The organism is Corynebacterium sp. HMSC05E07 (genome assembly GCF_001807225.1).
Classification (GTDB): Bacteria; Actinomycetota; Actinomycetes; order Mycobacteriales; family Mycobacteriaceae; genus Corynebacterium; species Corynebacterium singulare.
Genome location: NZ_KV788249.1, coordinates 19,730 through 45,883, shown reverse-complemented (window position 1 = coordinate 45,883; position 26,154 = coordinate 19,730). Strand labels below are relative to the sequence as shown.

The following is a 26,154-nucleotide window of genomic DNA, read 5'->3' as shown; positions in this document are numbered from 1 at the left end:
GAGCAGGAGGGGCCGGGCACGTCGACGCCCTGCCATAGACTTAACGTGCCGAAGAGACACGAGTTCTCGTTCTTGGTGAACTTGTCCACCAATGCGCCGATGGAATCCTCTCCTTGCAGGAAAATGTCGAAGGGAATCTTCGGCTTGAGCGCCTCCGCCGCCTGCTGGGCAGCGCGGCGGGAGGAAAAGAGCCCCAAGGTGCGCCCGCCGGCGGCCATGATGAGCTCGCGGATCTCCTCGAGAGTTTCCGGGGATAGACCATCGCGACCTGGCTGTGGCAGGTGGCTCGCGGTATAGAGGATGCCGCTGCGGGCGGGATTAAAGGGGTAGCCCACGTCGAGGGAATCCCACGTGCCCTTCGGTAGACCCCACTGCGCTGCCATGGCATCAAACCGCCCACCCAAAGCCAGCGTGGCCGAGGTCAGCACGACGGTCTGCTCGCCAAAGAGCTTCTCATGGAGCATGCCCGCGATGGACAGCGGAGCGACGGCGAGGGTATCGGTGAGCGTGCGCTCATCGCGCTCCAGCCACACCACGTCGGCGTGGGCAGCTGGGTCCCCGGTGGCGAAGACATCAAGTATGCGGGCAATGGCCTCCACCAGGGTGCTCAAATGATTGGCTAGGTTCTGGCGCTCAGCAAACTTCTCAGGATCGGACGCTTGCTCGCCCTCCGGGGTACGGGCAATAGTGTCGCGGCAGGAGGACAACGTGTCCGCCAAGGCCATGAGCTGCTGCTTGGCTTCCTCGGGAAGGTCTGTCCAGCGGCCCGGGAGAAATTCACCGAGCAGTTGGGTGAGCTCAGCGGCCTGTTCAGTGAGGCGCTGGTCCTTTCCATTGGCGCCCAGCGATTTGGCGCGGGTAGCTGCCATCTTGAGCGCACGGCCGGTGATTTCCGCGGTAGAGACCGACGTGATGCGGCCATCGAGCTCATGCGCCTCGTCGATGATGACGACGTCATGCTCAGGCAGGATGTTCACATCTGCGACGGCGTCGATAGCCAGAAGGGCGTGGTTGGTCACGACAACGTCGACATCGGCAGCCCGGCGCCGCGCCAGTTCCGCGAAGCAGTCTTCGCCGTGGGGGCAGCGCGTCGCGCCCAAGCACTCGGCGGAGGTCACTGAGACTTGGCGCCACGCCAAGTCCGGCACGCCCGGTTCGAGATCCTCGCGGTCACCAGTCTCGGTGTCTTCGGCCCACTCGTAGACGCGCTGGACGTGGCGGCCGAGGGCGGAGGGGGAGTCGGCGTCGAGCAAGGTATCCTCACTCTCCAACTCGGAGGCGCGAGATACCTTGTTGAGGCAGACGTAGTTGGAGCGGCCCTTCATGATGGCGAAGGTAGGTTTCTTCGCCAGATGCGGTTCGAGGGCCTCGGCTAGGCGCGGAAGATCGCGTTCCACGAGCTGGCGCTGCAGGGCCAGCGTTGCGGTGGAGACGATGACGGTGCTGCCGGTTTCCTGCGCATGGCGGAAGGCGGGAACCAGGTAAGCCAAGGACTTACCTGTACCGGTACCTGCTTGCACCGCGAGGTGGCGCTCCTTCTCCAACGCGGAGGCCACCGCAGTGGCCATACGCACTTGGCCCTCGCGGCGCGCACCACCTAGGGCGGCGACGGCGGCGTCGAGAAGTTCAACCGTTGCTGAGTGCTCGTCCATTTGCCCCAGTGTAGTGCTACTCGCACGCCATGCTGCGACGGCGGGTGGCTAGGAGTCGAACCCGATGAAGCGGGTGGGCACCGCCGGCTCGTCACGGGTCAACGCCAGGCCCTCCCACGGCAGGGTGGTGATGGCCTGAGCCAGGTACTCGCGGGATTCATGGAGGGTAGGCAGGCCCTCCACAATCTCGCCGTCGCGCATGAGAGGAACAGTCATCTCGCGGGTGCTCAGGGTGCCGGTGTCCGGATCCTGGGCGTCGAAAGGCAGCACGAGCTCCTCGACGGCCACGCCGGACGAGCGGTACGTGCGCAGCGCGCGCTTGGAACCACCGCGAGACTTTTTGGAGGAAGAACGCTTGGCCACCGGATGGCCATCGACCTCGACGACCTTGTAAACCATGCCTGCGGTTGGAGCGCCGGAACCAGTGACCACGGAGGTGCCCACGCCGTAGACATCGACCGGGTCGCCGCGGAGACCAGCGATGGCAAACTCATCGAGATCGGAGGAGACCACGATCTTGGTGTTGTGGTTTCCCAGGTCATCGAGCTGCGCGCGTACGCGACGGGTAACCGCAGCCAAGTCACCGGAGTCGATGCGGACACCGCCGAGTTCTGGGCCCGCAACCTTCACGGCGGTTTCCACCCCCTTGGTGATGTCATAGGTATCGACGAGCAGCGTGGTGTCCACACCGAGGGTCTCGATCTGGCCGCGGAAGGCAGCCTCTTCATTGGGGGTGCCATCCTCGTTGACGTGGGCCAGCGTCCAGGAGTGCGCAGCAGTTCCCGATACTGGGATGTCATAGCGGTAGCCCGCCTCCAGGTTAGAGGTGGCCTCGAAGCCCGCCAGGTAGGCAGCGCGCGCGGCAGTCACTGCGGCATACTCGTGCGCGCGGCGCGAACCCATTTCAATGATCGGGCGGCCATCAGCCGCTACGACCATGCGAGATGCCGCGGAGGCCACTGCGGAATCAGAGTTCATGATGGAGAGGAGGACCGTCTCCAGGATGAGGCACTCACCGAAGGTACCGCGCACCGTCAACAGCGGGGAGTAAGGGAAATAGATTTCGCCTTCGCGATAACCATCAATCTGACCGGAGAAACGATAATTGGCCAGGTAGTCCTTGGTCTGCTCATCGAGGAAATCCATCTCTGCCAGCTGCTGGGCTGTGAAGCGGAAGTCTCGCACCGCGCGCAGCACGCGCTCGGTTCCAGCGACGACGCCATAGCGCCGCTCGTTGGGCAGGCGGCGAGCAAAGACCTCGCAGGCAACTGTGCGGTGTGCAGAGCCATCACGGAGCGCTGCCTGCAGCATGGTGAACTCGTATTTGTCGGTGAGGAGGGCCGTGGAACGGTCAGAAGGAGCGCTTCCGGTCTCCACAACGTGTTCTGAGGTATTAGTCACATCAAAGATGCTACTCAGTGTGCCGCGAAAATTCAGTAAAACTATTCTTCGAGCTGGATGACTACGTAGACTTCGCCGTCACTGTAGGCCACGCCGACGGCGGCGGTGCTCATGCGGCGATCCCGAAGCGCAGCAAGGTGGGAGGGGGACTGGCGGAAGGCCTCGACAAATTCATAGCCGCTGGCTTGGTCGAGCGGAAGGTGGTGCTGCACCATCTGAACATTCTCATCCGCAGGTTTCTGGCTGTGTGTCACCGCGTTGCATTCGGCCTTTTCGCGAGCAGCGGTCTGGCGTTCGATCCACGGCAGCAGGGGCCCTTGATTGTCTTCCTTGCGCCACTCATTGAGGGCCTCGATGAGGTCAGTTTGAATATCCTGGAGCTGACGCTGCACGTAAACCTCAGGGAGCTCATAGTCGCACGCTGCTGGTGCCGGTTCGGGGGCCGGAGTGTCCTTCGAGCTGCCATCCTGTGAGGGACTAGTCAGGCTGATGATCGCGGTAACAAGGGTGCCACCGAAGACGACGGCAGTCAGGACACGCTTCAGGAGCAGCACGAGGTCATCTTTGGCCGGGCCGCGTCCGGCGAGGAGATCCGTCACGACGGTGGGGAGGAGAAAAGTGTTCATCGAAGTGCAGCCATCTGGAAGTGAAGTCACATATTGAGTCCCCGCTAGTATAGCGGCTCACAACGCCGGATTTTTTGGCTAGGGTGGAGGGCATGAATGCGCACCAAGAAACCTCCGCGGGCGTGGTAATGAGTTCGCCCATGGCCACCCCGGAACTGGATGAGGCTATTGAGGTCGACGTTGCCACGAGCGAAAACCTGCCGTGGATGTGCATCGTCTGGGATGATCCCGTCAACCTCATGAGCTACGTTTCCTATGTCTTTCAGACGGTCCTGGGCTATGACAAGAAGCGGGCTAACGAACTCATGATGCAGGTCCACACCGAAGGTAAAGCCGCCGTGTCTAGCGGTGAGCGCGATAAGGTTGAGGCCGATGTGAAGAAGCTCCAGGTCGCCGGCCTGTGGGCCACGATGCAGCAGGCGGGCTAAGGAGAAGAAACAGTATGCAGGCGTGGAAGAAGAAAAAGTCTCTCATGCGCGGTGCTAAGTTCACCGCTGTTTTCGAGCCAATGGAGCGCGAGGTCATTGGGGATCTCACCGCGACGGTCTCCGAAGCCATCATCGCCCGCGCCCAGTCCGCGCCGAAGGATGAATTGGCGGACCTTGTAGATATGCCCACCGGTCACACGGAGGCCCCGGAGGATCCTTCGCTGGCTCGCCTCTTCCCGGATTTCCAGAAGCCCGGCGATGAGGAATTCGATGGTGATAATTCCCTGCTGCGCTCGCTGCACGAGAATGATATTGCCCGCGCCAAGCTGGAAAACCTCCAAATCATCAACGAGGCGCTAGGCCCCACCGGTGGCGTGGAGGTCACCGTCAGTGAGGAGGAGGCCCACGCCTTCCTCGCCGGACTCAATGATTTGCGTCTTTTCGTTGCGGCGGGGGATCTTGATGACCATTCCCAGGGCGCAGACCGCGACACCCTCGTCGAGTGGCTGGCCTTCTGCCAGGACTCTTTGCTCAACGTCATTCTGGATTAAGCCCATGCGGAGTTTGCCCGAGATCGGATTTTCTGTCGGCCACGCCACGCGCGAGGATACTGGGGTTACCGTCATCTATTGTGGCGAGCACGGCGCAGTGGCCAGCGTTGACGTGCGCGGCGGCGGCCCCGGCACGCGCGAGACAGACTTGTTGGAGCCGCACAATACCGTCGAGCGTATCCACGCCCTAGTGTTGGCCGGCGGCTCGGCTTTTGGCTTGGCAGCCGCGGACGGAGTCATGCGCGAGCTTGCGGAGGCCGGGGTCGGTTTTCCCGTCTTTGGCGAGGACAAGCCGGGCCCACGCGTGCCTATCGTGCCCGGTGCGGTCATCTTCGATCTGTTGGCTGGCCCGCAGCGCCCTACCGCGGAGGATGGTGCAGCGGCCTTGCGCAGCGCATTGAGCGGTCATGACGCCTCTACAGGCAGCGTGGGTGCAGGGGTGGGGGCGTGCGCAGGCAAGGTGCGCGGGGGAGTGGGCATAGCGCTTATCGACGTCTCCCCCTACACCCTTGCCGCCGTCATCGTGGCCAACCCCGTGGGTAACGTCATCGATGGTGAGACCGGCCGGCTGTTCGGAGCTCCGGAGAAAACCCCCGTGGACGTGGAGCGCTTCGCCGCCGCACAGAGCCTGGCGGAGGCCCACCTCAACACGACCATCGGGGCTGTGCTCACAGATGCACCCATCACCAAGGCTCAGGCCAAGCGTTTAGCCTTGGCCGGCCACGATGGTATTGCGCGTGCGGTGCGCCCGGCGCACTCGCCACTGGATGGTGATGCGATCTTCGCGGCGTCGTCAAGCGCGGCGGGAACCGCCTCCGACGTAGACTCTGAGGTTCTCGCTACCTTGAGCGCCGCGGCGGCAGATGCTGTCGAGGCCGCAATCGTGGATGCCGTGGTGAGCGCCTCCCCGGGGCTGGGCTTAGAGGCGTACTCATCGCTGTTGGCTTGCTAAAGTTGGGACATTATGACGAGCAATGGACCGTTCGGCCAGAAGAATTCCCATCAGACCAACCCCTTCCAACCCATCCCGGGAAGCCCCGGGGTGAGCCACCAGCGCACCGTGAATTCGGGTGATTCGAAGAATTACACGCGCACCGGGAGGCTCAAGACGGCCGCAACTCTGACCGTGGGGTTCCTGGTCGTTGAGTGGGTTATCCACATCATCAACTTCCTCGTTTTCCGCAACGGGCTGGGTCAATACGGCATTCACCCGTTGGACTTCAACGGCATTTGGGGAATTTTCACCGCGCCGCTGTTGCACGCGAACTTTGAGCACCTCATTGGAAACTCCCTACCAGGTGCGGTGTTTTGCTTCCTGATCGGTCTGTCCGGCCGCAAGGCGTGGTGGGAGGTCACCATCATCGTCGTGCTCATTGCGGGCGTCGGCACGTGGCTTCTGGGCGGGCCGGGTACCTCCCACATTGGTGCCTCGGGCATGGTCTATGGCTGGTTGTCTTACCTCATCGTCCGCGGCATCTTTAACCGGTCGCTGACGCAATTCCTTGTCGGTCTTGGTTTGGGCTTTGCCTACTCCGGTCTCATTTGGGGTGTGCTGCCTATTTATGAGGGCGTGAGCTGGCAAGGACACCTCTTCGGTGCGATCGGTGGCATCGTGGCGGGCATGGTGATTACCTCCGATGACCCGATCAAGAAGGTTACGCCGACGCCTAGGGCAGGGATGCGCTAATGCCTGATGCATCGTCCCCCATCGGCATCTTCGATTCGGGGGTGGGCGGGTTGACCGTGGCGCGCACCATCATTGAGCAGCTGCCGGACGAGTCCATCATGTACATCGGTGATACCGCCCATGCGCCGTATGGCCCGCGGCCGATTGCCCAGGTCCGTGAGTTGTCCACGGCCATTGCGGATGAGCTTGTGGAGCGCGGCTGCAAAATGCTCGTCATTGCCTGCAACACCGCCACTGCCGCCTTTCTTCACGACGCCCGCGAGCGCTACAGCATCCCCGTCGTTGAGGTTATCCGCCCGGCCGTGCGCCGAGCCATCGCCACGACACGCAACGGCAAGATTGGTGTCATCGGTACTGAGGGCACCATCAACTCCGGTGCCTATCAGGACCTGTTCGCGGTCAACCCCCATGTTGAATCGTTTTCCGTGGCCTGCCCGGACTTCGTGAATTTTGTGGAGCGCGGTATTACGGCCGGCCGCCAGATTCTGGGGGTGGCGGAGGGCTACCTCGCGCCTTTGCAATCCGCGGGGGTGGACACGCTCGTGTTGGGCTGCACGCATTACCCGCTGCTCACCGGGGTTATCCAGCTGGCCATCGGTGACAACGTTACGCTCGTGTCCTCCGCGGAGGAGACAGCGAAGGATGTCATGCGCATTCTCACCACAACAGACATGCTGGCGCCTCAGGGGCATACACCGACGCGCAGCTTTGAATGCACCGGTGACCATGAGTCGTTCTCCCAGCTGGCTACCCGCTTCTTGGGACCCCAGATTTAGCGGGACTCAACAGGTACAATCGACGCAAATCCAGCAATCCGCTTTGTTTCGTGGGACTATTGAACGCATGAAGTTGACCATCCTAGGCTGTTCCGGCTCGGTGCCGACTATCGGTAACCCCGCCTCCGGCTACCTCGTGTCTTTCGACTCTGCCCCGTCCATCGTTATGGATCTGGGCCCTGGCACCCTTGCTCGCCTGCAGGAACATCAAGATCCGTGTGATGCCCACGTGGCGTTGACCCACCTGCATGCAGACCACTGCCTGGACTTCCCTTCGCTGATGGTGTGGCGCCGCTTCCATCCCACGGCGCCGGCAGCTTCTCGCAATTTCTGCCTCGGTCCGAAGCGTACGGAATCCCATTTGGGCCGGTTGTCCTCGGATGACCCCGAGGGCGTGGATGACATGAGTGATACCTTCGCGTTCAGTCCCTGGGTGGACCGCGAGCGCCAGCTTGTCGACGATGTCTTTATCACCCCGTTCCGCACCGTCCACCCGGTAGAGACGTACGCACTGCGCATGGAGCACGCGAAAAGTGGGGCCACCTTGTGTTACTCCGCGGACTCGGCCTATACGCCCGCGCTTGTCGATGCCTCCCGCGGCGCCGACATTTTCCTTTGTGAAGCCGCATGGGGCGAAACCTCGGAGGACAAAGCACCGGACATGCATATGTCCGGCGCCGAAGCCGGCCGTCTCGCCCGCGAGGCCGGAGTTAAGAAGCTCGTGCTCATTCACCTGCAGCCGTGGGGCGACGCCGCCGCTACCTATGCGGCCGCGGCCCGCGAGTTTGACGGTGAGATCGTCCTCGGTGCGTCCGGGATGGAGTTTGAGCTCTAAGGCCTGACGGTAGGGTAGGGGGCATGACTGATTTCACTCGTGCTGATGGTCGCGCGCTCGACCAACTCCGTAGCGTCCGCATTACCCGCAACTTCACCACCAACCCGGCTGGGTCGGTCCTCGTGGAGTTCGGCAACACCCGCGTCATGTGCACCGCCTCCGTCGAGTTCGGAGTACCCCGCTTCAAGAAGGATTCCGGCGAGGGATGGCTCACTGCCGAGTACTCCATGCTGCCGTCGTCCACGCATGAGCGCATGCCGCGTGAATCCATGAAGGGCAAGGTCAAGGGCCGTACCCACGAGATTTCTCGTCTGGTGGGGCGCTCCTTGCGTGCTGCCGTTGACCTGTCTGAGTTGGGCGAAAACACCATCCAGCTGGATTGCGACGTACTCCAAGCTGATGGCGGTACCCGCACCGCATCCATTACGGGAGCCTACGTGGCTTTGGCTGATGCGATTGCATACCTCAAAGAAGAGGGCGTTGTACCAGGCGAGCCCCTGCTTGACCCGATCGCGGCAGTCTCTGTGGGCATCATCGATGGGCACGTCTGCCTGGACCTGCCTTATGAGGAGGACTCCCGGGCCGAGGTGGATCTCAACGTGGTCATGCAGGAAGGCGGCGACTTCGTGGAAATCCAGGGCACCGGTGAGCACGGCCTCTTCGGCCGCCAAGAGCTCAACGACATGCTCGACGTAGCCCAGACCGGCTGCGCGCAGCTGATTGAGGCCCAGAAGGCGGCCCTGGGATGGTAAAGCTTCTCGTTGCCTCCAATAACACCAAGAAGCTTAAAGAGCTGGAAAAGATTCTGGCAGAGGCGGGCATCGCGGGTATCGAGCTTCTTCCGCTGTCCGCGGTGGAGTTCTACCCGGAGCCAGTTGAGGATGGCCGTACTTTTGCCGACAACGCTCTGATCAAGGCTCGCGCCGGGGTGGAGCACACCGGCCTGGCTACGATTGCTGATGACTCCGGCCTCGCCGTCGAGGAACTCAACGGTATGCCGGGTGTTCTTTCGGCGCGCTGGTCTGGCGGCCACGGTGATGACGAGGCGAATAACCGCCTTTTACTGGGGCAGATGGCCCACGTTCCGGCTGAGCGCCGCGCAGCAGCATTCGTCTCGGTGTGTGCACTTGTGACCCCAGACGGTCAGGAGCACGTGGTGGAAGGCCGCTGGCCTGGTTCCCTTCTCACTGCGCCGCAGGGCGAGAATGGCTTCGGCTACGACCCTCTCTTCCAGCCCGAAGGCGAGGAGCGCTCCGCAGCCGACATGTCCCCGGAAGAAAAGAACGCTGTGTCGCACCGCGGCCGTGCTCTGGCCCAGCTGCGCGATCCCCTTGCAGCCCTCGCCGGCCAAGCCTAATCATGCGTTGAGCCAGAACGGCCCGTGCGGAGGAAAGAATCCTCGCACGGGCCGTGAAAGCGTGCGCCCGGTGAGACTTGAACTCACACGTCATAAGACACTAGAACCTAAATCTAGCGCGTCTGCCAATTCCGCCACGGGCGCAAACACAATTGCCACAGAGCACAGTGTGCTCGAAGCAACGCTGAATAGCATACAGGGCGGCAGGCCATCGACGGAAATCCACTTTTCAGATCGAGGTGGGTAGGCTGATACGCGTGAGCACCAACCAAGCCCCGCGAAAGAAGATGAAGGCCCGATGGTGGCATATCGTCCTCATCGTGTTTTTCGTCGTGCTCTTTTTGTTCCTCGCGTATTGGCAGTGGACGCGCTTTAAATCTGGATCGGGTACCTTCCAGAACCTAGGCTATGCCTTCCAGTGGCCGCTCTTTGCCGTGTTTGTGGTCTATGCCTATCGCACCGCGATGCGCTATGAGAACGAACGCATTGATGCGGAGAATGAGGCCCTCGAAATGGGGCAGGAGCCTGCCCAATATGAAGCCACGCCCAAGGACGCCGCGCAGGAACAGCAGGTGACTAAGATCGACGAGGATTTTCTGCCGCCCCGGCCGCAGGTGGACGTCGAGACTTTTAATGCCATGAATAAACAGCGCCGCCGTCGCGGCACCGAAGAGGAGAATCTATGAGCAACCCAGCGACCAATGCCGTGCATCCAGACCGCAAGGAGCGTATCCGCGGTCCGCTGAAGTTCTTTTCCATCGCCGCTACGATTACGGGTATTTTCCTGCTCATTCTCGTGGTGCGTATGATCCTGCAGTACGGCGTGGGCATGGAGATGCCTTCCTGGGCCACCCTCATTGCCCAGGCACATGGTGTGGCCTACACGGTCTACTTGGTCTCCATCTTGCTTCTTGGACCGCGTGCACTGTGGCCGGTAAGCAAGCTCATCACCACTGCTTTGGCCGGCACGGTGCCGTTCTTGTCCTTCTGGATGGAGCACAAGCGCCGCATTGAAGTAACTGAGCAGTTCCAGCTCTAAGATCCATGACGAGCCGCAAACTCAGCACCATGCTCATTGCTATCGTGGTGCTTCTTTCTTTAGTCTGCGCTGGCTTGGGCGTCTATGCTGTTCGCCAGCCACATGACGTCTATACGGCCCCAGTGGAGTCCATGAACTCACAGGTTGTCACGGCCGTGGAACGGCAGGAACAGGTTGTCTTGCTTAGCCTCGGGATCCAAGGTTTGGCGGAAAAGTCTTCCGCTGGTGAGGTCTTTGGTGTGCGAGTTCCATGGACTGACCGTACCCAATTTGTCCAGTACTCCTATAAAGCCAAGCTCGGCATCGAAGGCAAGGATGTCCGCGTCACCGAGACGAGCGAGCATGCTTATACCGTTGACATCCCTGAGTTCATTTTCATCGGTCACAGCGATGAAGAGTTCAAGACTGCGGTGGAGGACAATGGTGTGCTGAGCTGGACCACGCAGCCGCTGGATGCCGCGTCCACGGTGTCTGATGTGTTGAGCGCCGATAAGAAGCGCAAGGACATCAACGACAATCGGGAGCTACTCCAAGACCAGGCCCGAGCCTTTTACGAGGGCATTATCCGGGGCGTGGACCCAGAGGCCCACGTCACCATGACATTCAAATAGCCCCACGTCTCCCCGTGGAGTGTCCTCCTCACCGTCGAATGACCCGCTTGTCGTCGAATGACCTGCTTGTCGTCGAATGAACTATGTTCATTCGACCTCGGTGAACTTGCGGTCCCAGTAGGCGCGCACCGGGTTGGCGTCTGCGAGGAGGATGTCGAAGCGGTCATTGGCAATCTCGATGATTTCGCTCAGGATGACACGCTGCTCTAACTCATCGGAGTTGGCCAGGCGGCGCACGCCTTCGTCGATGACACGGTCGGCGGAATCGTTGGTGTCCAGGTAGGCAACGAAGGGCATGTCGAAGCGTTCGCGGTAGGCCTGGGAGACGTCGATAAGCTGCTGCGTCTGCACGTCATCGAGGTCATCAAGGGCTAGTGAGCCGCGGTCGGCGGAGATGGTTGCTGCGGTGTCGGCATCGGCCAAGAGCAGTTCATCCATTGCGGGGTAGTCGTGGATAAGGGTGCGGCGCTGCTCGCGCGACGCGGTGAGCACGGCGACCTGAATGGCTTCCCGCAACTGGCTGACATCGGCGAAGGGACGGGATTCCCACGCTGCTTCGAGCGGCCAGGTCTCATTGTTAAAGAGCGGGCGTAGCGCACCGACAAAGTCCTCGCGCTCCATCGCGTTGAGTTCCTTGAGTGAGACACCGGCGCCGTCGATGCGGCTGATGTCGTCACCAGACTGCGTGCCGATGTGGAAGAACAGTAGGTTGAGCAGAATGGCGGTGATTGCACCGATGGACATGCCGGAGGAGACGAAGATGCGCGCCCACTCCGGGAAGGCCTCAGCCACGTCGGGCTTAAAGGTGACGAGCATAGCCAGCCCCAGTGCAGTGGTGACGATGGCGGCGTTGCGTCCGTCAGCAATGTCTTCCTTTGCAATGGTCTGCAGGCCGGCCCACGCGACGTTGGCGAAGAGTGCCAGGGAAGCACCGCCCAGAACGGGGGAGGGGATAGCGGCGACGATGGCCGCAGCCTTGGGGAGCAGGCCCAGCACAATCATGAAGCCTGCGGCCGAGGCGGCAACCCAGCGTGACTTCACGCCGGTGAGGCGCACGAGGCCGACGTTTTGCGCGAAGCAGGTGTAGGGGAAGGAGTTCATCACACCGCCGAGGGTGGTGGAGAGGCCGTCGGCGCGAATCGCACGGACAACATCGTCACGTTTGATTCGCTTTTTCACAATCTCACCGGTGGCAAAAACATCACCGGTGGTCTCCACCATCGTGATGATCATGACGATGATGAGGGAAAGAATGGCAATGATGTCGAACTTCGGCATACCGAAGTAGAAGGGCGTGGTCACGCCGATGGCATCGGCCTCACGAACGCCGTCGAAGGACGTGTCACCCAACGCGAGGGCCACGCCGGTACCGATCACCAGCCCCAGCAGTACTGACAGCGTTCCCAGGAAGCCACGGAAGAAGCGTTGGACGATAATGATGATGGCGAGCGTGCCGAAGCCATACAGAAGATCGCGTGAGGCAGGAACCCCCTCGGCGTAATTGATGAAGTCATTGGCTGAGACCGCCAGCAGGGACGTACCCATCACGAGCAGCACGGTGCCGGTGACGATCGGCGGAAAGTATTTGAGGACGCGTCCAAAAACCGGTGCGGCGAGGAATGTGAAGACACCGGTGGCAATAATCGCGCCGTAAATGGTGGGCAGAGGCTGCTCACCCGCGCTCATGCCGATGGCGATGATGGGGCTCACCGCGGTGGTGGTCACGCCCTGGATGATGGGCAAGCGAACGCCAATGTGCTTGCCGACGCCCACCGCTTGGATCAACGTCGCCAGACCACAGGTCAACAGGTCCGCGTTGATGAGGTGAATGGTCGTCGCTTCATCCAGGCCGAGGGAGCCGGCGATGAGCAGCGGCACAATGACAGCGCCGGCGTAGAAGGCTAGGACGTGCTGGAGGCCGAGCGCCGCCAGTTTGGGAGCCGGTGGAACGGCATCCACGGGATGCACTGGAACAGTGGTTGGGCTGGCGGTGGCGGCGGTGTCAGACACGCTGAAAAGCTCCTTGGTGGAGGGCGAGATGAAGATACTGCGCATAACAATAGAGCGCGGCACAGACACGCACCAAGATCGAGCCAGAAACGTGTGTTAAACGCCACGTCAGGGGGTGATTTACCCCCGGTGCAAATAGTACGGTCGTTTCTTTTGACAGCGATGACCAGTGGGGTGCTCGAAACGACAAGCGTTAGTGATCTGGAACATAAAAAGCGAGATATGAGCTATCCCGGCTTTGCCCCTACTATGGGCTACAGAGAGGGGTTCGGTGACGAACGTGTTGATCGATTTACCCGTGAGCTGGCGTCACCCGTAGCCCTTCTGCGACAGATTTCAACACGTCGTGTGAACTACGAAGGGAGTCATTATAGTGACCACCGCAACTGAGCAATCCGTGCAGTTTGAGGGTTGGAAGGGCTTTGAAGAAGGCCCGTGGACCGAGGGAATCGATGTCCGCGACTTCATTCAGCGCAACTACACCCCGTACGACGGAGATGCTTCCTTCCTCGCCGGTCCGACCGAGAAGACCAAGCGCGTCTGGGACCATCTGGAGGAAAATTACCTGTCCGTTGAGCGTCAGAAGCGCATCTTCGACGTGGACACCCATACCCCGACGGACATCGATGCCTTCCCAGCTGGCTACATCTGTGAGGATGACAACGTCATCGTCGGTCTGCAGACTGATAGCCCGCTCAAGCGCGCCATGATGCCGTACGGCGGCTGGCGCATGGTCAAGCAGGCCATTTTCGAGGCTGGCAAGGAAGTCGACCCGGATGTGGAGAAGATCTTCACCCGCTACCGCAAGACTCACAACGACGCCGTCTTCGATATTTACACCCCACGCATCCGCGCTGCTCGTTCCTCCCACATCATCACTGGTCTGCCGGATGCTTATGGCCGCGGCCGCATCATCGGTGACTACCGCCGTGTGGCTCTCTACGGTGTGGACTACCTCATCGCTGAGAAGGAAGCATCCAAGCATGCAGTGGGCGATGTTGGATTCTCCGAGCACTGGGCTCGCTACCGTGAGGAGCACTCCGAGCAGATCAAGGCCCTGAAGAAGCTCAAGAAGATGGCTGAGTCCTACGGCTTTGACATCTCCAAGCCGGCGAAGACCGCTCACGAGGCAGTGCAGTGGACCTACTTTGGCTACCTGGCTTCCATCAAGTCCCAGGACGGCGCCGCGATGTCCATCGGCCGCCTCTCCGCCTTCTTCGACGTTTACTTCGAGCGTGACCTTGCCGCTGGCATCATCACTGAGGAAGATGCCCAGGAGATCATCGACCAACTGGTGCTCAAGCTGCGCATCGTGCGCTTCCTGCGTACCGAGGACTATGACCAGATCTTCTCCGGTGACCCCTACTGGGCAACCTGGACCGATGCTGGCTTCGGCAGCGATGGCCGCCACATGGTCACCAAGACCTCCTTCCGCCTCCTGCAGACCTTGGTCAACCTTGGCCCGTCCCCGGAGCCGAACATCACCATCTTCTGGGATCCGCAGCTTCCGGAGGGCTACAAGGAATTCTGTGCCCACATCTCGATTGAGACCTCCTCCATCCAGTACGAGTCTGACAAGCAGATTCGTGAGCAGTGGGGCGACGACGCGGCAATTGCGTGCTGCGTGTCCCCGATGGCCGTCGGTAAGCAAATGCAGTTCTTCGGCGCTCGCGTGAACGCCGCCAAGGCCCTGCTCTACGCCATCAACGGTGGCCGCGATGAGGTCAGCGGCAAGCAGGTGGTGGATGGCTACGAGGCTATCCAGGGTGATGGCCCGCTCGACTTCGATGAGGTCTGGCAGAAGTACGAGGAGATGCTGGACTGGGTTGTCGGAACCTACGTCGAGGCCCTCAACATCATCCACTACTGCCACGACAAGTACGCCTACGAGGCTGTCGAGATGGCGCTGCACGATTCTGACATCGTGCGCTCCATGGGCTGCGGTATCGCCGGTCTGTCCATCGTGGCTGACTCCCTCTCCGCCATCAAGTACGCCAAGGTATACCCGGTCCGTGATGAGACCGGACTTATCGTGGACTACAAGACGGAGGGTGACTTCCCGTTCTACGGAAACGACGATGACCGCGCTGATGACATCGCCGCCACTATCGTCCACACGGTGATGGCAAAGATTAAGGCCATCCCGATGTACCGCAACGCCATCCCGACCCAGTCCGTGCTGACCATTACCTCCAACGTTGTCTACGGTAAGGCCACCGGTTCCTTCCCGTCCGGCCACGAGGCTGGTACTCCGTTCGCCCCGGGCGCAAACCCGGAGAACGGTGCGGACAACCACGGCATGGTTGCGTCCATGCTGTCCGTGGGCAAGCTGGACTACAAGGATGCGCTCGACGGCATCTCGCTGACGAACACCATCACCCCGTCCGGCTTGGGCCGCACGCCTGAGGAGCGCATCACCAACCTGGTGGGTGTCCTCGACGCCGGCTTCATCATGGATTCCAAGTAAACCTCTTTCACACCACTTCCCAAAGGAGAACACATCATGGCTACCCCAACTTTCGACGAGCGTCTCGCTACCATGAAGGCCAACCGCAGCGCCAACAACATGGACTCGGGTCTCTACCACGCCAACATCAACGTGCTGGATAAGTCCACCCTCGAGGACGCCGTTGAGCACCCGGAGAAGTACCCGAACCTCACCGTTCGCGTCTCTGGCTACGCGGTCAACTTCGTCAAGCTGACCCGCGAGCAGCAGCTCGACGTCATCTCCCGTACCTTCCACCAGGGCTCCTAAATGGCAGATGGCATTACCGGCGTCGTCCACCTTTCCCCTGAAGAGGGAGACAAGGTGCGCGGCGCCGCCGCCGGTTTGGGCACGGATAATAACCTCGATGACATCACCCGCCCCGAGTTGATGCAGGCACGTCGCTCTGGCGACATCGCCCTCGTCCACTCCTGGGAGTTGGTGACCGCCGTTGACGGCCCTGGAACCCGCATGACCATGTTCATGTCGGGCTGCCCGCTGCGCTGCCAGTACTGCCACAACCCCGACACGATGGAGATGAAGGTCGGCACCCTGGAGCGCATCGACGATGTGGTGAAGCGCATTAAGCGTTATAAGCCTGTCTTCAATGCCTCCGGCGGCGGACTGACTTTGTCGGGTGGCGAGGCGCTGTTCCAAATCGCTTTCACCCGGCGCCTGCTCAAAGAGGTCCATGACGCCGGTATTCACACGACGATTGACACGTCGGGGTACCTAGGCTCACGCGTGCGCGATGAGGACATGGACAATATCGACCTGGTGCTTTTGGACGTCAAGGCGGGTGACGAGGACACCTACAAGGAGGTCACGCGCCGCGAGCTGCAGCCGACCATCGATTTCGGTGACCGCCTCAATGAGATTGGCAAACCAGTGTGGATCCGTTTCGTGGTGGTGCCGGGGCTTACCGACTCCCCCGAAAACGTCGCCAACGTGGTCAAGATTGTCTCCCGGTGGAAGAGCAACGTCGAGCGCGTCGAGGTCCTGCCTTTCCACAACATGGGTGCGGACAAATGGCGCGAGTTGGGCTATCCATACACGTTGGAGGACACTAAGCCCCCGAAGCCGGAAGACGTCGAGAAGATCCGCGATGCATTCCGCGAGGAGGGTTTCGTGGTCTACTAGAGGCATGAAACGCTTCGGCCACACCATCAAGGAACACACACTCACCGTCCCATGGGACTACACGGACCCCACTGCGGGTTCCTTCGAGCTCTATGCTCGCGAGATTGTCCCGCCGGGCGGTGAGCATTACCCGGCACTGCTCTATAACCAGGGCGGGCCGGGTTTCCCGTCTCCGCGGCCAACTGGCGCTTCTGGGCTCATTGGGAAGGGCCTTGAGCGCTACCGTTGGATCCTCATGGATCAGCGCGGTACTGGACGCAGTCACCGGATTGATGAGTTGAGTCCTGCTGAGGACCGCACCGCCACACGCTTAGCCCAGTTGCGCCAAGAGAATATCGTTCGGGATGCCGAGCGTTTGCGCGAATTCTTAGGGGAGGAGCGCTGGGATCTTTTCGGCCAGTCCTTCGGTGGCTTCATCATCACCGCTTATGCGTCGATGTACCCGGAATCTATTGGCCGCGCTTTCCTGACCGGTGGTCTGCCCACCCTGACCAAGGGCGCGGACGATCTGTACCGCACTACCTTTGCCAAGCTCAAGGTGCGCCACGATCGCTTCACCGCGCAGTTCCCGTGGGCGCAGGCTCGTATCGAGGAGATTCTGCACCATCTGGACAATTCGGAGGAATTCTTGCCCACGGGCGAGCGTCTGTCCTCGCGCCGTTTCCGCACCATCGGCATTGAGCTGGGCCGTGGTGCCGGGTTCGATGCGCTGGGCTACCTGCTGGAGGATCCTTTCCGGACCGTGGGCGGGCAGAAGCGCCTGCGTTCGGACTTTCTTCTGGACGTGGGGCAGAGGGTGAGCTTCCAGGCTGGGCCGTTGTACGCGGCGATTCATGAGTCCATCTACGGCGGCGTCGGTGGCCAGTCCGTCACAGGGTGGGCGGCGCACCGCATGCGTGAGGAATTCCCCGAGTTCGCCGAGGACGGCACCTACCTCACCGGTGAGCATGTCTTTCCCTGGCAGTTCGATGAGGATCCAGCGCTGCGCCCATTCAAACAGGCGGCCGGGGAGCTCGCTGCCCACGAATGGACGAGCTCACCGTATGACGCCGCTGTGCTTGCCGACGCCCCTCTCATCGCCGCTGCCGCCATCTACCTCGACGATATCTTCGTCCCCTTCGAGGATTCTCTCGCTACGGGTCACACTTTTCGTGACCTCCGCCCGATGGTGACCAACCGCTTCCAGCACAACGGAATCAGCGAAGATGGCGCGGGAATTCTCGGCGAGTTGTTTCGCTTGGCGGACGAGCGCTAGAGCATGCTCGGGGCGGAGCGTATTACTACTTGGCAACGATTCTTGGGGAGTGATCCGCATGGCCTCGTGGCGGGCATCACGCTGTGGCAAAATAGTTGCGGAAAGTGAAGTGATCCTAGAAAGGCTAGTTCATGGGACCTTTGATTGTCATTGGCGTGATCCTGTTGATCATCGCTGCCACCGTCTTTGACGGCTTTTTTATCGTTCGTACGAAGGAAGCCGCCATTATCGAGCGTATGGGTAAGTTTGTCAACGTTGCCCACGCTGGTCTGCACCTCAAAGTGCCGTATGTTGACCGTGTCCGCGCAAAGATCAGCCTGCAAATCCGCCAGCTCGATGTCATGGTGGAGACCAAGACGAAGGATAACGTCTTCGTCCAGATTCCGGTCGCCGTCCAATACGAGGTTGTTCAGGGCGCTGAACGCCAGGCCTTCTACACGTTGTCTAACCATGAACAGCAGATTGTGGCCTATGTCCAGGACAACGTCCGTTCCTCCGTGGCGAACATGAACCTGGATGATTCCTTCTCGTCCAAGGACACCATCGCGCGCAACGTGGCGATGTCCCTGCGGGATAACATGGCCGCCTACGGCTGGAACTTCGTCAATACCCTGGTCACCGATATCCGCCCGGATGCCCGCGTGCGCGAGTCCATGAACTCTATTAACGCCGCGCAACGCGAACGTGAGGCTGCCGTGGCTCAGGCGGAGGCTGAGAAGATCCGCGTAGTCAAGGAAGCCGAAGGTGCGGCCGAGGCCAAGAAGCTGCAGGGTCGCGGTGTGGCTGACCAACGTAAGGAGATCGTCGAAGGTATTGCTCAGCAGTATGAGCTGCTGCGTGCCGCTGGTGTCGAGGAGAACCCGGAGACACTCATGCTGGTCTCTCAGTACCTTGACGCCATGGTGGACGTGGCTGACCGCGCCCACACGAACGTGCTCTACATGCCGTCAAACCCTGCTGGTATGCAGGATCTCTTCAGCGGCATGCGCGATACGCTGTTGTCCACCAACGCCATTAACTCCGCCCCGAAGCCTACCGTTCCGGCGGGCGAGGCTAAGCACAGCCGTGAAGAAACCGCGGCAGCACGTCGTCGCCGCGAGGAGAAGGAGCGCCGTGAGCGCGATGAGCGCGCTAGCCGCGACGCCGAGATGATGGAGCAGGCCAAGCGTGCACAGCAGCAGGCTCAAGAGAAGGTAAGGGGCGCTCAGCAGGGCTTTGGCCAGTTGCCGGGCTTCCCGCCTCCGCCGCAGGGCACTGCGCAGCCGCAGAGCGCACGCGATTACTTTGATCAACTGCGCAACCAGCTCAATAAGGGCAACTAAGCCGCCTAGACACCACGAAGAGGGCCTTCCCAGGAATTGGGAAGGCCCTCTTCTTATGCCTTACATGACGCGTATTCAGCTGTTAGCTACTTGGTGTAGCCGATGTTTTCCACCTCGATGATGGCGAAGGAGTTCGCTCCAAAGTTGGCGATGTCCGGGTGGGTGGCCACCATGGCGGGGCCGTTGTAGATCGGAATGATGCCGTACTGGGCCAAAGCTTCCTTTTCCAGCTTGTTGGATTCCTTGATCTGCTCATCCGGGTCAGCAATCTGGGACAGCGCATCGATCTTCTTGTCCAATTCCGGGGTACCGGTACCGGAGCGGTTCAGCTGGGAGCCGGAGCGATAGACCTGGCCAAAGTAGGCCACACCGAAGGGGTCGCCCGAGGAGAAGCCCATGGGCAGGATGTCGAAGTCATACTTCGAGGTGATCTCGGAGAAGTCGGAGGACGGGCGCTCCTCTACCTTCAGGTCCACGCCGATATCCTTCATCATCTTCTGGGTAGCGGTAGCTATAGCCTTGGAGATGGAGGAGTCACCGATCAGGGTATAGCGCATGGACAGCTTCGTGCCGTCCTTCTCGCGGATGCCGTCGCTGCCTTCCTTCCAGCCTGCTTCATCGAGGAGGGACTTGGCCTTGTCGGCGTCGAACTTGATGACGGCTCCCACATTATCCTCGTAGCCCTTCTGGGTTTGGTACAGGTTGAAGGAACCGGGGAGGTCTTCGGTGTAGCCGTTGAGGCCGTTGAAACGGATACCGGACAACGTCGAGCGGTCGATACCGGACATGATGGCCTCGCGGACCTTGATATCAGAGAGGATCTCGTTCTTGGCATTGAGCGTGAAGAGAGACTTAGACGGCGCCATGGCCGTGCGGATCTCAATGTCTTGCATGTCCTTGACCGCAGCCAAGCGCTCCTTGTTGCCCACACCGGTGGCGTCGATTTCGCCGGCCTTGAACGCGTTAATGGAGGCCTGATCTTCCATCTGGCGGTAGGTCACCTTCTCCAGGAAAGGCTTGTCCCCCCACCACTTCTCGTTCGGGACGAAGGTCGCGGTACCGCTCTGGAAGTCCACGTTGTCTACCTTGTACGGTCCTGCACCCCACTCGGGGTGAACCTTGCCCAGGTAGGCTTCGTTGAACTTCTCCGTGGAATCCACTTGCGGTGGGAGCAGGATGTTGAAGAGGCCCTGCCACCAGGGGTAAGTCTGCTTGAAGGTGATGACGGCCTGCTTGTCGTTCTCGCCCGGCTCCACGGACTCGATGAGTTCGTAGCCATCGGTGGAGGAGACGTTGGCCTCCTTGTTCTCACCGTTGTTGAACTTCCAGGTGTTTTCGAAGGCCTTCCAGTCAATCGGGGTGCCGTCGTTGTACTGAGCCTTCTCGTGGATAGTGAAGGTGACGACGGTCTTACCGTCCTTCTCCTCGTCCTTAACATCCGTGATGTAGTCATTGTTGACGTGGAATTCACCCGCGCCGTCGAAGAGGCCGATCTGCGGGTTGTAGTACTTCCAGACGTCACTCGTGTAGCGGGTCCCGTCGGCCTGGAAGGGGTTTTGCTGCTGGGAGATCTCGTCGATAGCTAGGCGTAGCTCGCCGCCCTCCTTCAGCTCGGAGCGGTCCTTGGGGTTGTAGGAACCGTCCAGCTTGACGTCGAGCTTTTCGCCGGAGGCGGAGTTGCTGGAGTCCTTGGAGCTATCGGAGCCACCATCGGAGGCGCAGCCGGTGAGGATGAGGGCGGAGGCGGTGACCGCCGCGAGAGTTGCCTTGCGGAGCTTCATGTTCATATCGATGACCTTTCAAGAGGAAACATGGAGACGGGGAGTATTTAGTTGTAAGTCTTTAGGCCGAGGTTTCAGCGGGTTCGGCGGGTTGATAGATCTCGCGCACCCGGTCACGTTCCACGGCTGGGTCCGGCACTGGGATGGCGGAGAGCAGCGCGCGGGTATAAGCGTGTTGCGGGTTGTCGAAGACCTCATCGGTGGGGCCGTATTCCACGAAGTCACCCTTGTACATCACCGCGACCTTGTCGGAGAGGTGGCGTACGACGGATAGGTCGTGGGCAACGAACACCAGGGAGATGCCCAGGCGGTTCTTCAGGTCATGCAGCAGGTTGATGATGCCGGCCTGAATGGACACATCGAGTGCGGAGACAGGTTCGTCGAGCACCACGATGGAGGGATTGGTGGCTAGGGCACGGGCAAGTCCGATGCGCTGGCGCTGGCCGCCGGAGAAGGCGCCGGGGAAACGGTCCACTTGGTGTGCTTCGAGGCCCACGAGTTGCATGAGCTCACCCACGCGCTGGCCGACGTCCCCCTCATAGCCCAGCGACTCCAGTGGCTCGGCGATGATCTCCCGGATGGTCATGCGAGGATTGAGCGAGCTCATCGGATCCTGGAACACGATCTGTATGTCTTTGCGCAGCTTGCGCCGTGCGGAGGAGCTTAGGCCCGACGTGTTGGTGCCGTTGACCACGATGGTGGAGCCCTCCGGTGGGTTGAGATCCATGATTTCCAGGAGGGTGGTGGTCTTGCCGGAGCCAGACTCGCCCACGATGGCGAAGCACTCGCCTTGGTGAACATCGAAGCTGACGTTCTTCACCGCATGGACGGTGCCCACGCGGCGTTTGAGGATGGCACCTTTGATGAGGGGGAAGTCCTTGACCAAGTTCTTCACCTCGAGGGTGACTGGGCGCTGGTCGTACGGAGTATCCCCCAAAGCATCGGCGGAAATCTTCGGCAGCGGGTACATGCGCTCGCCGCCGATGGTGCCGCCTTCTATCTCGTCGGAACGAAGGCAGGCGGCGTGGTGGCCGGGGGCGTCGCCAAGCGCGCGCAGCTCGGGTTCCTGAGTGCGGCACTCTTGTTGGACCACCGGGCAGCGGTCGGCGAAGGGGCACTCCGCAGCGACCTCGATAAGGCGCGGCGGGGTGCCGGCGATGGGCGTGAGCGGCTCATCGGTGGCCTTGTCCACGCGCGGGGTGGAGCCGAGAAGGCCTACGGTGTAGGGCATTTTGGGGCGGTTGAAAATGGTATCGACATCGCCCAGCTCCACCGGGCGGCCGGCGTACATGACGAGGACGTCGTCGGCAGTGCCGGCCACCACTCCCATGTCGTGGGTAATCATGATGACAGCAGCACCGGTTTCGCGCTGCGCCACCTTGAGTACCTCGAGGATCTGGGCCTGGATGGTGACGTCGAGGGCTGTGGTGGGCTCGTCGGCAATGATGACGCGCGGGTTGTTGGCCATGGCGATGGCAATGACCACGCGCTGGCGCATGCCTCCGGAGAATTCGTGTGGGAAGGACTTCACACGTTTTTCAGCCTCTGGGATGCCCACGAGCTTGAGCAAACGGATGGCTTCCTTTTCTGCCTCGCGCTTCGACACATCGCGGTGGGTTTGGATGGCCTCGATGAGCTGGTCGCCGATGGAGAACACCGGGGTGAGGGAAGACAGTGGGTCTTGGAAGATCATAGAGATGTCTTTGCCGCGGATTTGTGACATCTCCTTGTCCGACTTGCCGATGAGCTCGGTGCCTGCATAGACCACGGAGCCTTCCACCTTGGCGTAGCCCGGAAGCAGGCCCATGACGGCAAGGGAGGTGACGGACTTACCGGAGCCGGATTCACCCACGATGGCCAAGGTGCGTCCTGGCATGAGGTCGAAGTCGACGCCACGCACTGCGTGAACGGAGCCGGCTTCCGACGGGAAGGTGACGGAGAGGTTGCGGACGGACAGCACCGGTTCGGCGGCTGGGAAGGATTCGCCGCTGTTTCCGATCGGGACGGCGTTTGCGGTCTGTGACGGGGTCATGCTCGGCCTCCGGAGTTCGAGTTGGGGTCAATGGCATCGCGCAGACCGTCGGCGATGAACGCCATGGAGACGGTGAGCAGAGTGAGGATGCCGGCAGGGAAGTAGAAGAGCCAGGGCGAAGCCTCGACGGCATTGGCGCCGCCGGCAAGGAGGGTTCCCAGGGAGACGTCGGGAAGCTTCACACCCAAGCCCAAGAAGGACAGCGCGGTTTCTGACATGATGGTGGACACCACGCCCAAGGCTGCCTGGATGATGAGCAGCGAGCCGATGTTGGGCACGACGTGGCGGAAGATGGTGCGGAAGCGAGAAACGCCCATGTAATCCGCAGCACGCACATAATCGTTTTCGCGCACGCTGAGCGCCATGGCCCAGATAACACGCGCCGGGTACATCCAGCCGAAGACGATGAGGACGACAATGAGCAGCTTCCAGTCACCACCGGAGTCGGAGACAACCAAGGCGATCAACAGGAAGGTTGGGATGGCCAGCAAGAAGTGGATAACGGCCAAGATGACCTTTTCCACTGCGCCGCCATACATTGCCGCCGCTGCACCGATGAAGGCGGAGAGCAGGGTGGACACCAGCGACACAATGAGCGCGATGATCAGTGAGCGGCCAAGTCCGTGCACGGTCTGGGCAAACAGGTCATTTCCGGAGTCCGTGGTACCGAACCAGTGCTCGGAAGATGGACCTGTGGACAAATTGAAGAAGTCCGGATCGTCGAATGCCCAGGGCGTCAGGTAGCTGCCGAAGATTGACAGCAGGGCGAGCAGCACGAAGATAACAAGACCGACAGCTGCCGCCTTGTTGCGGAAGAAGCGGCGCGTGTACAGCGTGAGCTTTGAGGTTCCGCTGAAGTCTTTGCTGGTGTATTGCTTGCGCTGCGCGTCATCGACGTCGACGCCGGCACCAAGTGCCGATTGGGCGCTGGGTTCGGTGGACGGCGAATAGTCTGCGGTGGCGGCATGCGGACGCACGCCCAGGTTGTCCGCGGCGGTATCGATTGCCAAGTCGTTGCGGTGGTAACGCTGCGGTTGGCGCGCCTCGGAGCGCGGGGAGGTGGATTTCTTCTCTGGAGTCATTTAACTCACCCTTACTCGCGGGTCGAGGGCTACAACGACGAGGTCAGCCAGGATTGCGGAGAAGGCAATCATGACGGCGCCGAAAGCTGCGACGGCGGTGGTGCCGTTGACGTCATTGCGGTTGATGGTTTCGATGAAGTATTGGCCCATGCCCTTCCACGCGAAGATGGTTTCCGTCATGATGGCGCCGGTGAAGATACCGGGAACGGAGAAGGCCACGGAGGTTGCTACCGGGATGATGGAGGTGCGCAGGGCGTGTTTGCGAATAGCCTGGGAACGGGTAAGACCTTTGGCGCGGGCGGTGCGCACGTAGTCAGCATTCAAGTTATCCAAGAGCAGGGTGCGTTGCATCATGTGATAGCCGGCGTAGCTGATGATGATGAGTGAGATGGACGGCAGAATGAGGTGCTGCGCCATATCCAGCAGCCTGGGGAAGAAGCCTTCCACGCCCAAGCTCGAAGCGCCGGTGACATACACAACGCGGTGACCGGTGACGCGGTTAATCCAGAGGCCTCCGGCGACGACCAGAATCGAGGCCACGACGACGTGGGTGTTCATCGTGATGATAGAGACACCCTGCCAGAAGCGGTCTGCTGCTTTGTACTGGCGGGAGGCGGTGTAAACTCCGAGACCGACTCCGATGATGACGGACAGAACCGTAGCGACAAGCAGAAGCTGGGCGGAGACCAGAGCGCGGTGGCCAATCTGCGCGCTGACCGGGTCACCAAGCGGAGATGTTCCCCAGTCCCAATGGAAGAGGATGCCGGAGAGCCAGCCCCACCAGCGTTCCAAAAGTGGGGTTTCGGGGTTAAGCCCGAGGGGGGTGAGGATGCGATTTATCTCTTCCTGGCCGAGCGGAGGGTTGCGGCCAATGTAGTTTGATCTGGGGTCGAGAAAGGTTGCGGCTAGGAGGTACGCGATGTTAGTCGCGAGGAAGATGACAACCAGCCAGCTGGCGGTCTTCTTGATGATGTACTTGAACATCACGGTTCCTTCGCAGGGAGTTGATTCGGCAAGCGTGTCTCAATGAGAGCAGTAGCGCACGCGCATTACTAATGTGACCTATACCTCAGTCTAGGTGCTGTGTCACATATTAAAAGAAATGTGAGGCGTGGAAGAAAAAACGATTAATTTTCTTTCATGAGGGGGTGACTGCCTAGCTCTGGACGCTGCATTTATTAGATATGGAAAGATCTATAGATGTTCGCGTGCGGAGGCTCGATTCACACGCCATGCACGTGGTTTGTGGGGCAACTGAGGGGGATCTGTGCATGATCTGTAGGTGAATAATATGCGGGGTGGGATGGGGGTAACCCCCCTTAGCAGGCAAGCAACTGCCGGCGCAGCGCCTCCTGCTCGGCGTCGGTGACCCACACGCCATACGCTGCCTTTACCTCAACGATGCGCTGCGCATACTGGCAGCGAAAAGCTGTGTTGGGTGGCAGCCACGTGGCGGCGTCACCGGCGCCTTTCTGCTGGTTGAGGGGGCCATCGACGGCAAGGAGGTTGCGGGGATCGTTGGCAAAGTTTCGGCGCTGCTCGGGTAACCATTGTTGGGCGCCTTTCTGCCAGGCGTCGGCAAGCGCGACGACGTGATCGATCTGCACCGCATCTGAAGTCTCGGCACCGCGTTGGAACTCTATGGCCTGGCCAGAGTAGGGATCCTGGAGGGTCCCCGATAACACCACGCAGTCATGCGTGCCGTCCTTGATCACGAGGTTGTCCAAGTCGCGGCGCAGGATGTCATTGCGGGTATCGCAGCCATTGTGGCCAAACTCCACGGTGACATCATCGGACCAGGCCTGGCCAAATTCCTCGCGCTCATAGCCGGTCATCGGCGCACGGCCCTTGACCTCGAGGGAGTCCAACGTGGTAAGCGCCGCAGCTACCTCAGCTGCTGCTTCCGTCTGCTCATCCTGTACGTTCGCGGACGCAGAGGGGCTCTCCTGAGCTGTGTTCGGGGCAGCGTCTGGCTGGGAGCTGGAGGTAGGAAACGTGAGGCCAACCAGCACCAAGGCAGCAACGAGAACGTTGAGGAGAGCTGCGAGAATGAAAGGGGTGCGAGAGGCCATAACGCATCGATC

At 60.7% G+C, this 26,154-nt stretch carries 23 protein-coding genes, 1 tRNA gene and 1 pseudogene; 15 read left to right on the top strand and 10 right to left on the bottom strand.

Annotation, left to right across the window (positions count from 1 at the left end):
- The 3 genes from HMPREF3149_RS09520 to HMPREF3149_RS09510 all read right to left on the bottom strand — a co-directional run.
- A partial coding sequence (locus HMPREF3149_RS09520) for an ATP-dependent DNA helicase (protein WP_070537725.1) occupies window positions 1–1,652 on the bottom strand: 1,652 nt, incomplete at its 3' end.
- Window positions 1,653–1,700: 48 nt separating this feature from the next.
- The gene (locus HMPREF3149_RS09515) at window positions 1,701–3,053 is read right to left on the bottom strand and encodes a nicotinate phosphoribosyltransferase (protein ID WP_201773952.1); all 1,353 of its coding nucleotides are present in this window, start codon (window positions 3,051–3,053) and stop codon (window positions 1,701–1,703) included.
- Between the two features lie 41 nt (window positions 3,054–3,094).
- Window positions 3,095–3,679 (bottom strand): spore germination YkwD domain-containing protein, encoded by a 585-nt coding sequence (locus HMPREF3149_RS09510; protein ID WP_246819981.1) that lies wholly within the window; start codon window positions 3,677–3,679, stop codon window positions 3,095–3,097.
- A 92-nt stretch (window positions 3,680–3,771) separates the two neighbouring features.
- On the opposite strand from HMPREF3149_RS09510, the gene clpS reads away from it, so the two are divergent.
- The 8 genes from clpS (at window position 3,772) to rdgB (ending at window position 9,313) form a co-directional block, all read left to right on the top strand.
- The gene (gene clpS, locus HMPREF3149_RS09505) at window positions 3,772–4,107 is read left to right on the top strand and encodes an ATP-dependent Clp protease adapter ClpS (protein WP_070537723.1); all 336 of its coding nucleotides are present in this window, start codon (window positions 3,772–3,774) and stop codon (window positions 4,105–4,107) included.
- Between the two features lie 14 nt (window positions 4,108–4,121).
- Window positions 4,122–4,658 carry a DUF2017 domain-containing protein gene (locus HMPREF3149_RS09500; protein ID WP_042532118.1) on the top strand — a complete coding sequence of 179 codons (537 nt, stop codon included), beginning with the start codon at window positions 4,122–4,124 and terminating at the stop codon, window positions 4,656–4,658.
- 4 nt (window positions 4,659–4,662) lie between these two features.
- On the top strand, window positions 4,663–5,610 hold the full coding sequence (locus tag HMPREF3149_RS09495; RefSeq protein WP_042532116.1) for a P1 family peptidase: 948 nt from the start codon (window positions 4,663–4,665) through the stop codon (window positions 5,608–5,610).
- Between the two features lie 12 nt (window positions 5,611–5,622).
- Window positions 5,623–6,345 carry a rhomboid family intramembrane serine protease gene (locus tag HMPREF3149_RS09490; RefSeq protein ID WP_042532114.1) on the top strand — a complete coding sequence of 241 codons (723 nt, stop codon included), beginning with the start codon at window positions 5,623–5,625 and terminating at the stop codon, window positions 6,343–6,345.
- Window positions 6,345–7,121 carry a glutamate racemase gene (gene murI / locus HMPREF3149_RS09485; protein WP_042532112.1) on the top strand — a complete coding sequence of 259 codons (777 nt, stop codon included), beginning with the start codon at window positions 6,345–6,347 and terminating at the stop codon, window positions 7,119–7,121. Before HMPREF3149_RS09490 ends, murI begins: the two co-directional genes overlap by 1 nt.
- Before the next feature lie 67 nt (window positions 7,122–7,188).
- Window positions 7,189–7,956, top strand: coding sequence for an MBL fold metallo-hydrolase (locus HMPREF3149_RS09480; protein ID WP_042532110.1), 768 nt, complete (start codon window positions 7,189–7,191; stop codon window positions 7,954–7,956).
- Between the two features lie 23 nt (window positions 7,957–7,979).
- Window positions 7,980–8,708 (top strand): ribonuclease PH, encoded by a 729-nt coding sequence (rph, locus tag HMPREF3149_RS09475; RefSeq protein WP_070537721.1) that lies wholly within the window; start codon window positions 7,980–7,982, stop codon window positions 8,706–8,708.
- Window positions 8,702–9,313, top strand: coding sequence for an RdgB/HAM1 family non-canonical purine NTP pyrophosphatase (rdgB, locus tag HMPREF3149_RS09470; RefSeq protein ID WP_070537719.1), 612 nt, complete (start codon window positions 8,702–8,704; stop codon window positions 9,311–9,313). The genes rph and rdgB overlap by 7 nt, the downstream gene beginning before the upstream one ends.
- Before the next feature lie 62 nt (window positions 9,314–9,375).
- Here the strand turns inward: rdgB and HMPREF3149_RS09465 are convergent.
- Window positions 9,376–9,457: transfer RNA gene (locus HMPREF3149_RS09465), tRNA-Leu, on the bottom strand.
- 143 nt (window positions 9,458–9,600) lie between these two features.
- On the opposite strand from HMPREF3149_RS09465, the gene HMPREF3149_RS09460 reads away from it, so the two are divergent.
- The 3 genes from HMPREF3149_RS09460 to HMPREF3149_RS09450 are packed head-to-tail and all read left to right on the top strand — an operon-like array spanning window position 9,601 to window position 10,963.
- A complete protein-coding gene (locus tag HMPREF3149_RS09460; protein ID WP_042532104.1) occupies window positions 9,601–9,999 on the top strand; it encodes a hypothetical protein in 399 nt (132 codons plus the stop codon).
- Window positions 9,996–10,352, top strand: coding sequence for a DUF3817 domain-containing protein (locus HMPREF3149_RS09455; protein ID WP_070537716.1), 357 nt, complete (start codon window positions 9,996–9,998; stop codon window positions 10,350–10,352). The genes HMPREF3149_RS09460 and HMPREF3149_RS09455 overlap by 4 nt, the downstream gene beginning before the upstream one ends.
- Before the next feature lie 5 nt (window positions 10,353–10,357).
- Complete coding sequence (locus HMPREF3149_RS09450) at window positions 10,358–10,963, top strand: hypothetical protein (RefSeq protein WP_070537710.1); 606 nt, start codon at window positions 10,358–10,360, stop codon at window positions 10,961–10,963.
- A gap of 87 nt (window positions 10,964–11,050) precedes the next feature.
- Here HMPREF3149_RS09450 and HMPREF3149_RS09445 read toward each other — a convergent pair whose 3' ends face one another.
- On the bottom strand, window positions 11,051–13,018 hold the full coding sequence (locus tag HMPREF3149_RS09445) for a solute carrier family 23 protein (RefSeq protein ID WP_371440973.1): 1,968 nt from the start codon (window positions 13,016–13,018) through the stop codon (window positions 11,051–11,053).
- A 328-nt stretch (window positions 13,019–13,346) separates the two neighbouring features.
- On the opposite strand from HMPREF3149_RS09445, the pseudogene pflB reads away from it, so the two are divergent.
- From pflB to HMPREF3149_RS09420, 4 genes and pseudogenes are all read left to right on the top strand, one after another.
- Window positions 13,347–15,728 (top strand): annotated as a pseudogene (pflB, locus tag HMPREF3149_RS09440) (formate C-acetyltransferase).
- The gene (gene pflA, locus HMPREF3149_RS09430; RefSeq protein WP_070537704.1) at window positions 15,729–16,598 is read left to right on the top strand and encodes a pyruvate formate-lyase-activating protein; all 870 of its coding nucleotides are present in this window, start codon (window positions 15,729–15,731) and stop codon (window positions 16,596–16,598) included.
- 4 nt (window positions 16,599–16,602) lie between these two features.
- Window positions 16,603–17,853 (top strand): alpha/beta fold hydrolase, encoded by a 1,251-nt coding sequence (locus HMPREF3149_RS09425; RefSeq protein ID WP_070537702.1) that lies wholly within the window; start codon window positions 16,603–16,605, stop codon window positions 17,851–17,853.
- A 131-nt stretch (window positions 17,854–17,984) separates the two neighbouring features.
- A complete protein-coding gene (locus HMPREF3149_RS09420) occupies window positions 17,985–19,175 on the top strand; it encodes an SPFH domain-containing protein (protein ID WP_042532088.1) in 1,191 nt (396 codons plus the stop codon).
- 86 nt (window positions 19,176–19,261) lie between these two features.
- Here the strand turns inward: HMPREF3149_RS09420 and HMPREF3149_RS09415 are convergent, their stop codons facing one another.
- The 5 genes from HMPREF3149_RS09415 to HMPREF3149_RS09395 all read right to left on the bottom strand — a co-directional run bounded on the left by HMPREF3149_RS09415 (window position 19,262) and on the right by HMPREF3149_RS09395 (window position 26,142).
- The gene (locus HMPREF3149_RS09415; protein ID WP_070537699.1) at window positions 19,262–20,962 is read right to left on the bottom strand and encodes an ABC transporter family substrate-binding protein; all 1,701 of its coding nucleotides are present in this window, start codon (window positions 20,960–20,962) and stop codon (window positions 19,262–19,264) included.
- A gap of 55 nt (window positions 20,963–21,017) precedes the next feature.
- The gene (locus HMPREF3149_RS09410; RefSeq protein WP_070537696.1) at window positions 21,018–22,988 is read right to left on the bottom strand and encodes an ABC transporter ATP-binding protein; all 1,971 of its coding nucleotides are present in this window, start codon (window positions 22,986–22,988) and stop codon (window positions 21,018–21,020) included.
- Entirely contained in the window at window positions 22,985–24,070 is a 1,086-nt protein-coding gene (locus HMPREF3149_RS09405) for an ABC transporter permease (protein WP_042532082.1), read from the bottom strand. Before HMPREF3149_RS09405 ends, HMPREF3149_RS09410 begins: the two co-directional genes overlap by 4 nt.
- Complete coding sequence (locus HMPREF3149_RS09400) at window positions 24,071–25,054, bottom strand: ABC transporter permease (RefSeq protein WP_070537693.1); 984 nt, start codon at window positions 25,052–25,054, stop codon at window positions 24,071–24,073. It lies immediately after the preceding gene.
- 335 nt (window positions 25,055–25,389) lie between these two features.
- Entirely contained in the window at window positions 25,390–26,142 is a 753-nt protein-coding gene (locus HMPREF3149_RS09395; protein ID WP_070537690.1) for an HNH endonuclease family protein, read from the bottom strand.
- Window positions 26,143–26,154 lie beyond the last annotated feature (12 nt).

What these genes read in the sequence shown, in the direction of transcription:
- rdgB (WP_070537719.1), top strand. Translation starts at nt 8,702, where the DNA reads ATGGTAAAGCTTCTCGTTGCCTCCAATAACACCAAGAAGCTTAAAGAG.
- HMPREF3149_RS09410 (WP_070537696.1), bottom strand. Translation starts at nt 22,988, where the DNA reads ATGACCCCGTCACAGACCGCAAACGCCGTCCCGATCGGAAACAGCGGC.
- HMPREF3149_RS09510 (WP_246819981.1), bottom strand. Translation starts at nt 3,679, where the DNA reads ATGAACACTTTTCTCCTCCCCACCGTCGTGACGGATCTCCTCGCCGGA.
- murI (WP_042532112.1), top strand. Translation starts at nt 6,345, where the DNA reads ATGCCTGATGCATCGTCCCCCATCGGCATCTTCGATTCGGGGGTGGGC.
- HMPREF3149_RS09425 (WP_070537702.1), top strand. Translation starts at nt 16,603, where the DNA reads ATGAAACGCTTCGGCCACACCATCAAGGAACACACACTCACCGTCCCA.
- HMPREF3149_RS09445 (WP_371440973.1), bottom strand. Translation starts at nt 13,018, where the DNA reads ATGCGCAGTATCTTCATCTCGCCCTCCACCAAGGAGCTTTTCAGCGTG.
- HMPREF3149_RS09460 (WP_042532104.1), top strand. Translation starts at nt 9,601, where the DNA reads ATGAAGGCCCGATGGTGGCATATCGTCCTCATCGTGTTTTTCGTCGTG.
- HMPREF3149_RS09455 (WP_070537716.1), top strand. Translation starts at nt 9,996, where the DNA reads ATGAGCAACCCAGCGACCAATGCCGTGCATCCAGACCGCAAGGAGCGT.
- HMPREF3149_RS09420 (WP_042532088.1), top strand. Translation starts at nt 17,985, where the DNA reads ATGGGACCTTTGATTGTCATTGGCGTGATCCTGTTGATCATCGCTGCC.
- HMPREF3149_RS09415 (WP_070537699.1), bottom strand. Translation starts at nt 20,962, where the DNA reads ATGAACATGAAGCTCCGCAAGGCAACTCTCGCGGCGGTCACCGCCTCC.
- clpS (WP_070537723.1), top strand. Translation starts at nt 3,772, where the DNA reads ATGAATGCGCACCAAGAAACCTCCGCGGGCGTGGTAATGAGTTCGCCC.
- HMPREF3149_RS09450 (WP_070537710.1), top strand. Translation starts at nt 10,358, where the DNA reads ATGACGAGCCGCAAACTCAGCACCATGCTCATTGCTATCGTGGTGCTT.
- HMPREF3149_RS09490 (WP_042532114.1), top strand. Translation starts at nt 5,623, where the DNA reads ATGACGAGCAATGGACCGTTCGGCCAGAAGAATTCCCATCAGACCAAC.
- HMPREF3149_RS09405 (WP_042532082.1), bottom strand. Translation starts at nt 24,070, where the DNA reads ATGACTCCAGAGAAGAAATCCACCTCCCCGCGCTCCGAGGCGCGCCAA.
- HMPREF3149_RS09480 (WP_042532110.1), top strand. Translation starts at nt 7,189, where the DNA reads ATGAAGTTGACCATCCTAGGCTGTTCCGGCTCGGTGCCGACTATCGGT.
- rph (WP_070537721.1), top strand. Translation starts at nt 7,980, where the DNA reads ATGACTGATTTCACTCGTGCTGATGGTCGCGCGCTCGACCAACTCCGT.
- pflA (WP_070537704.1), top strand. Translation starts at nt 15,729, where the DNA reads ATGGCAGATGGCATTACCGGCGTCGTCCACCTTTCCCCTGAAGAGGGA.
- HMPREF3149_RS09495 (WP_042532116.1), top strand. Translation starts at nt 4,663, where the DNA reads ATGCGGAGTTTGCCCGAGATCGGATTTTCTGTCGGCCACGCCACGCGC.
- HMPREF3149_RS09395 (WP_070537690.1), bottom strand. Translation starts at nt 26,142, where the DNA reads ATGGCCTCTCGCACCCCTTTCATTCTCGCAGCTCTCCTCAACGTTCTC.
- HMPREF3149_RS09500 (WP_042532118.1), top strand. Translation starts at nt 4,122, where the DNA reads ATGCAGGCGTGGAAGAAGAAAAAGTCTCTCATGCGCGGTGCTAAGTTC.
- HMPREF3149_RS09400 (WP_070537693.1), bottom strand. Translation starts at nt 25,054, where the DNA reads ATGTTCAAGTACATCATCAAGAAGACCGCCAGCTGGCTGGTTGTCATC.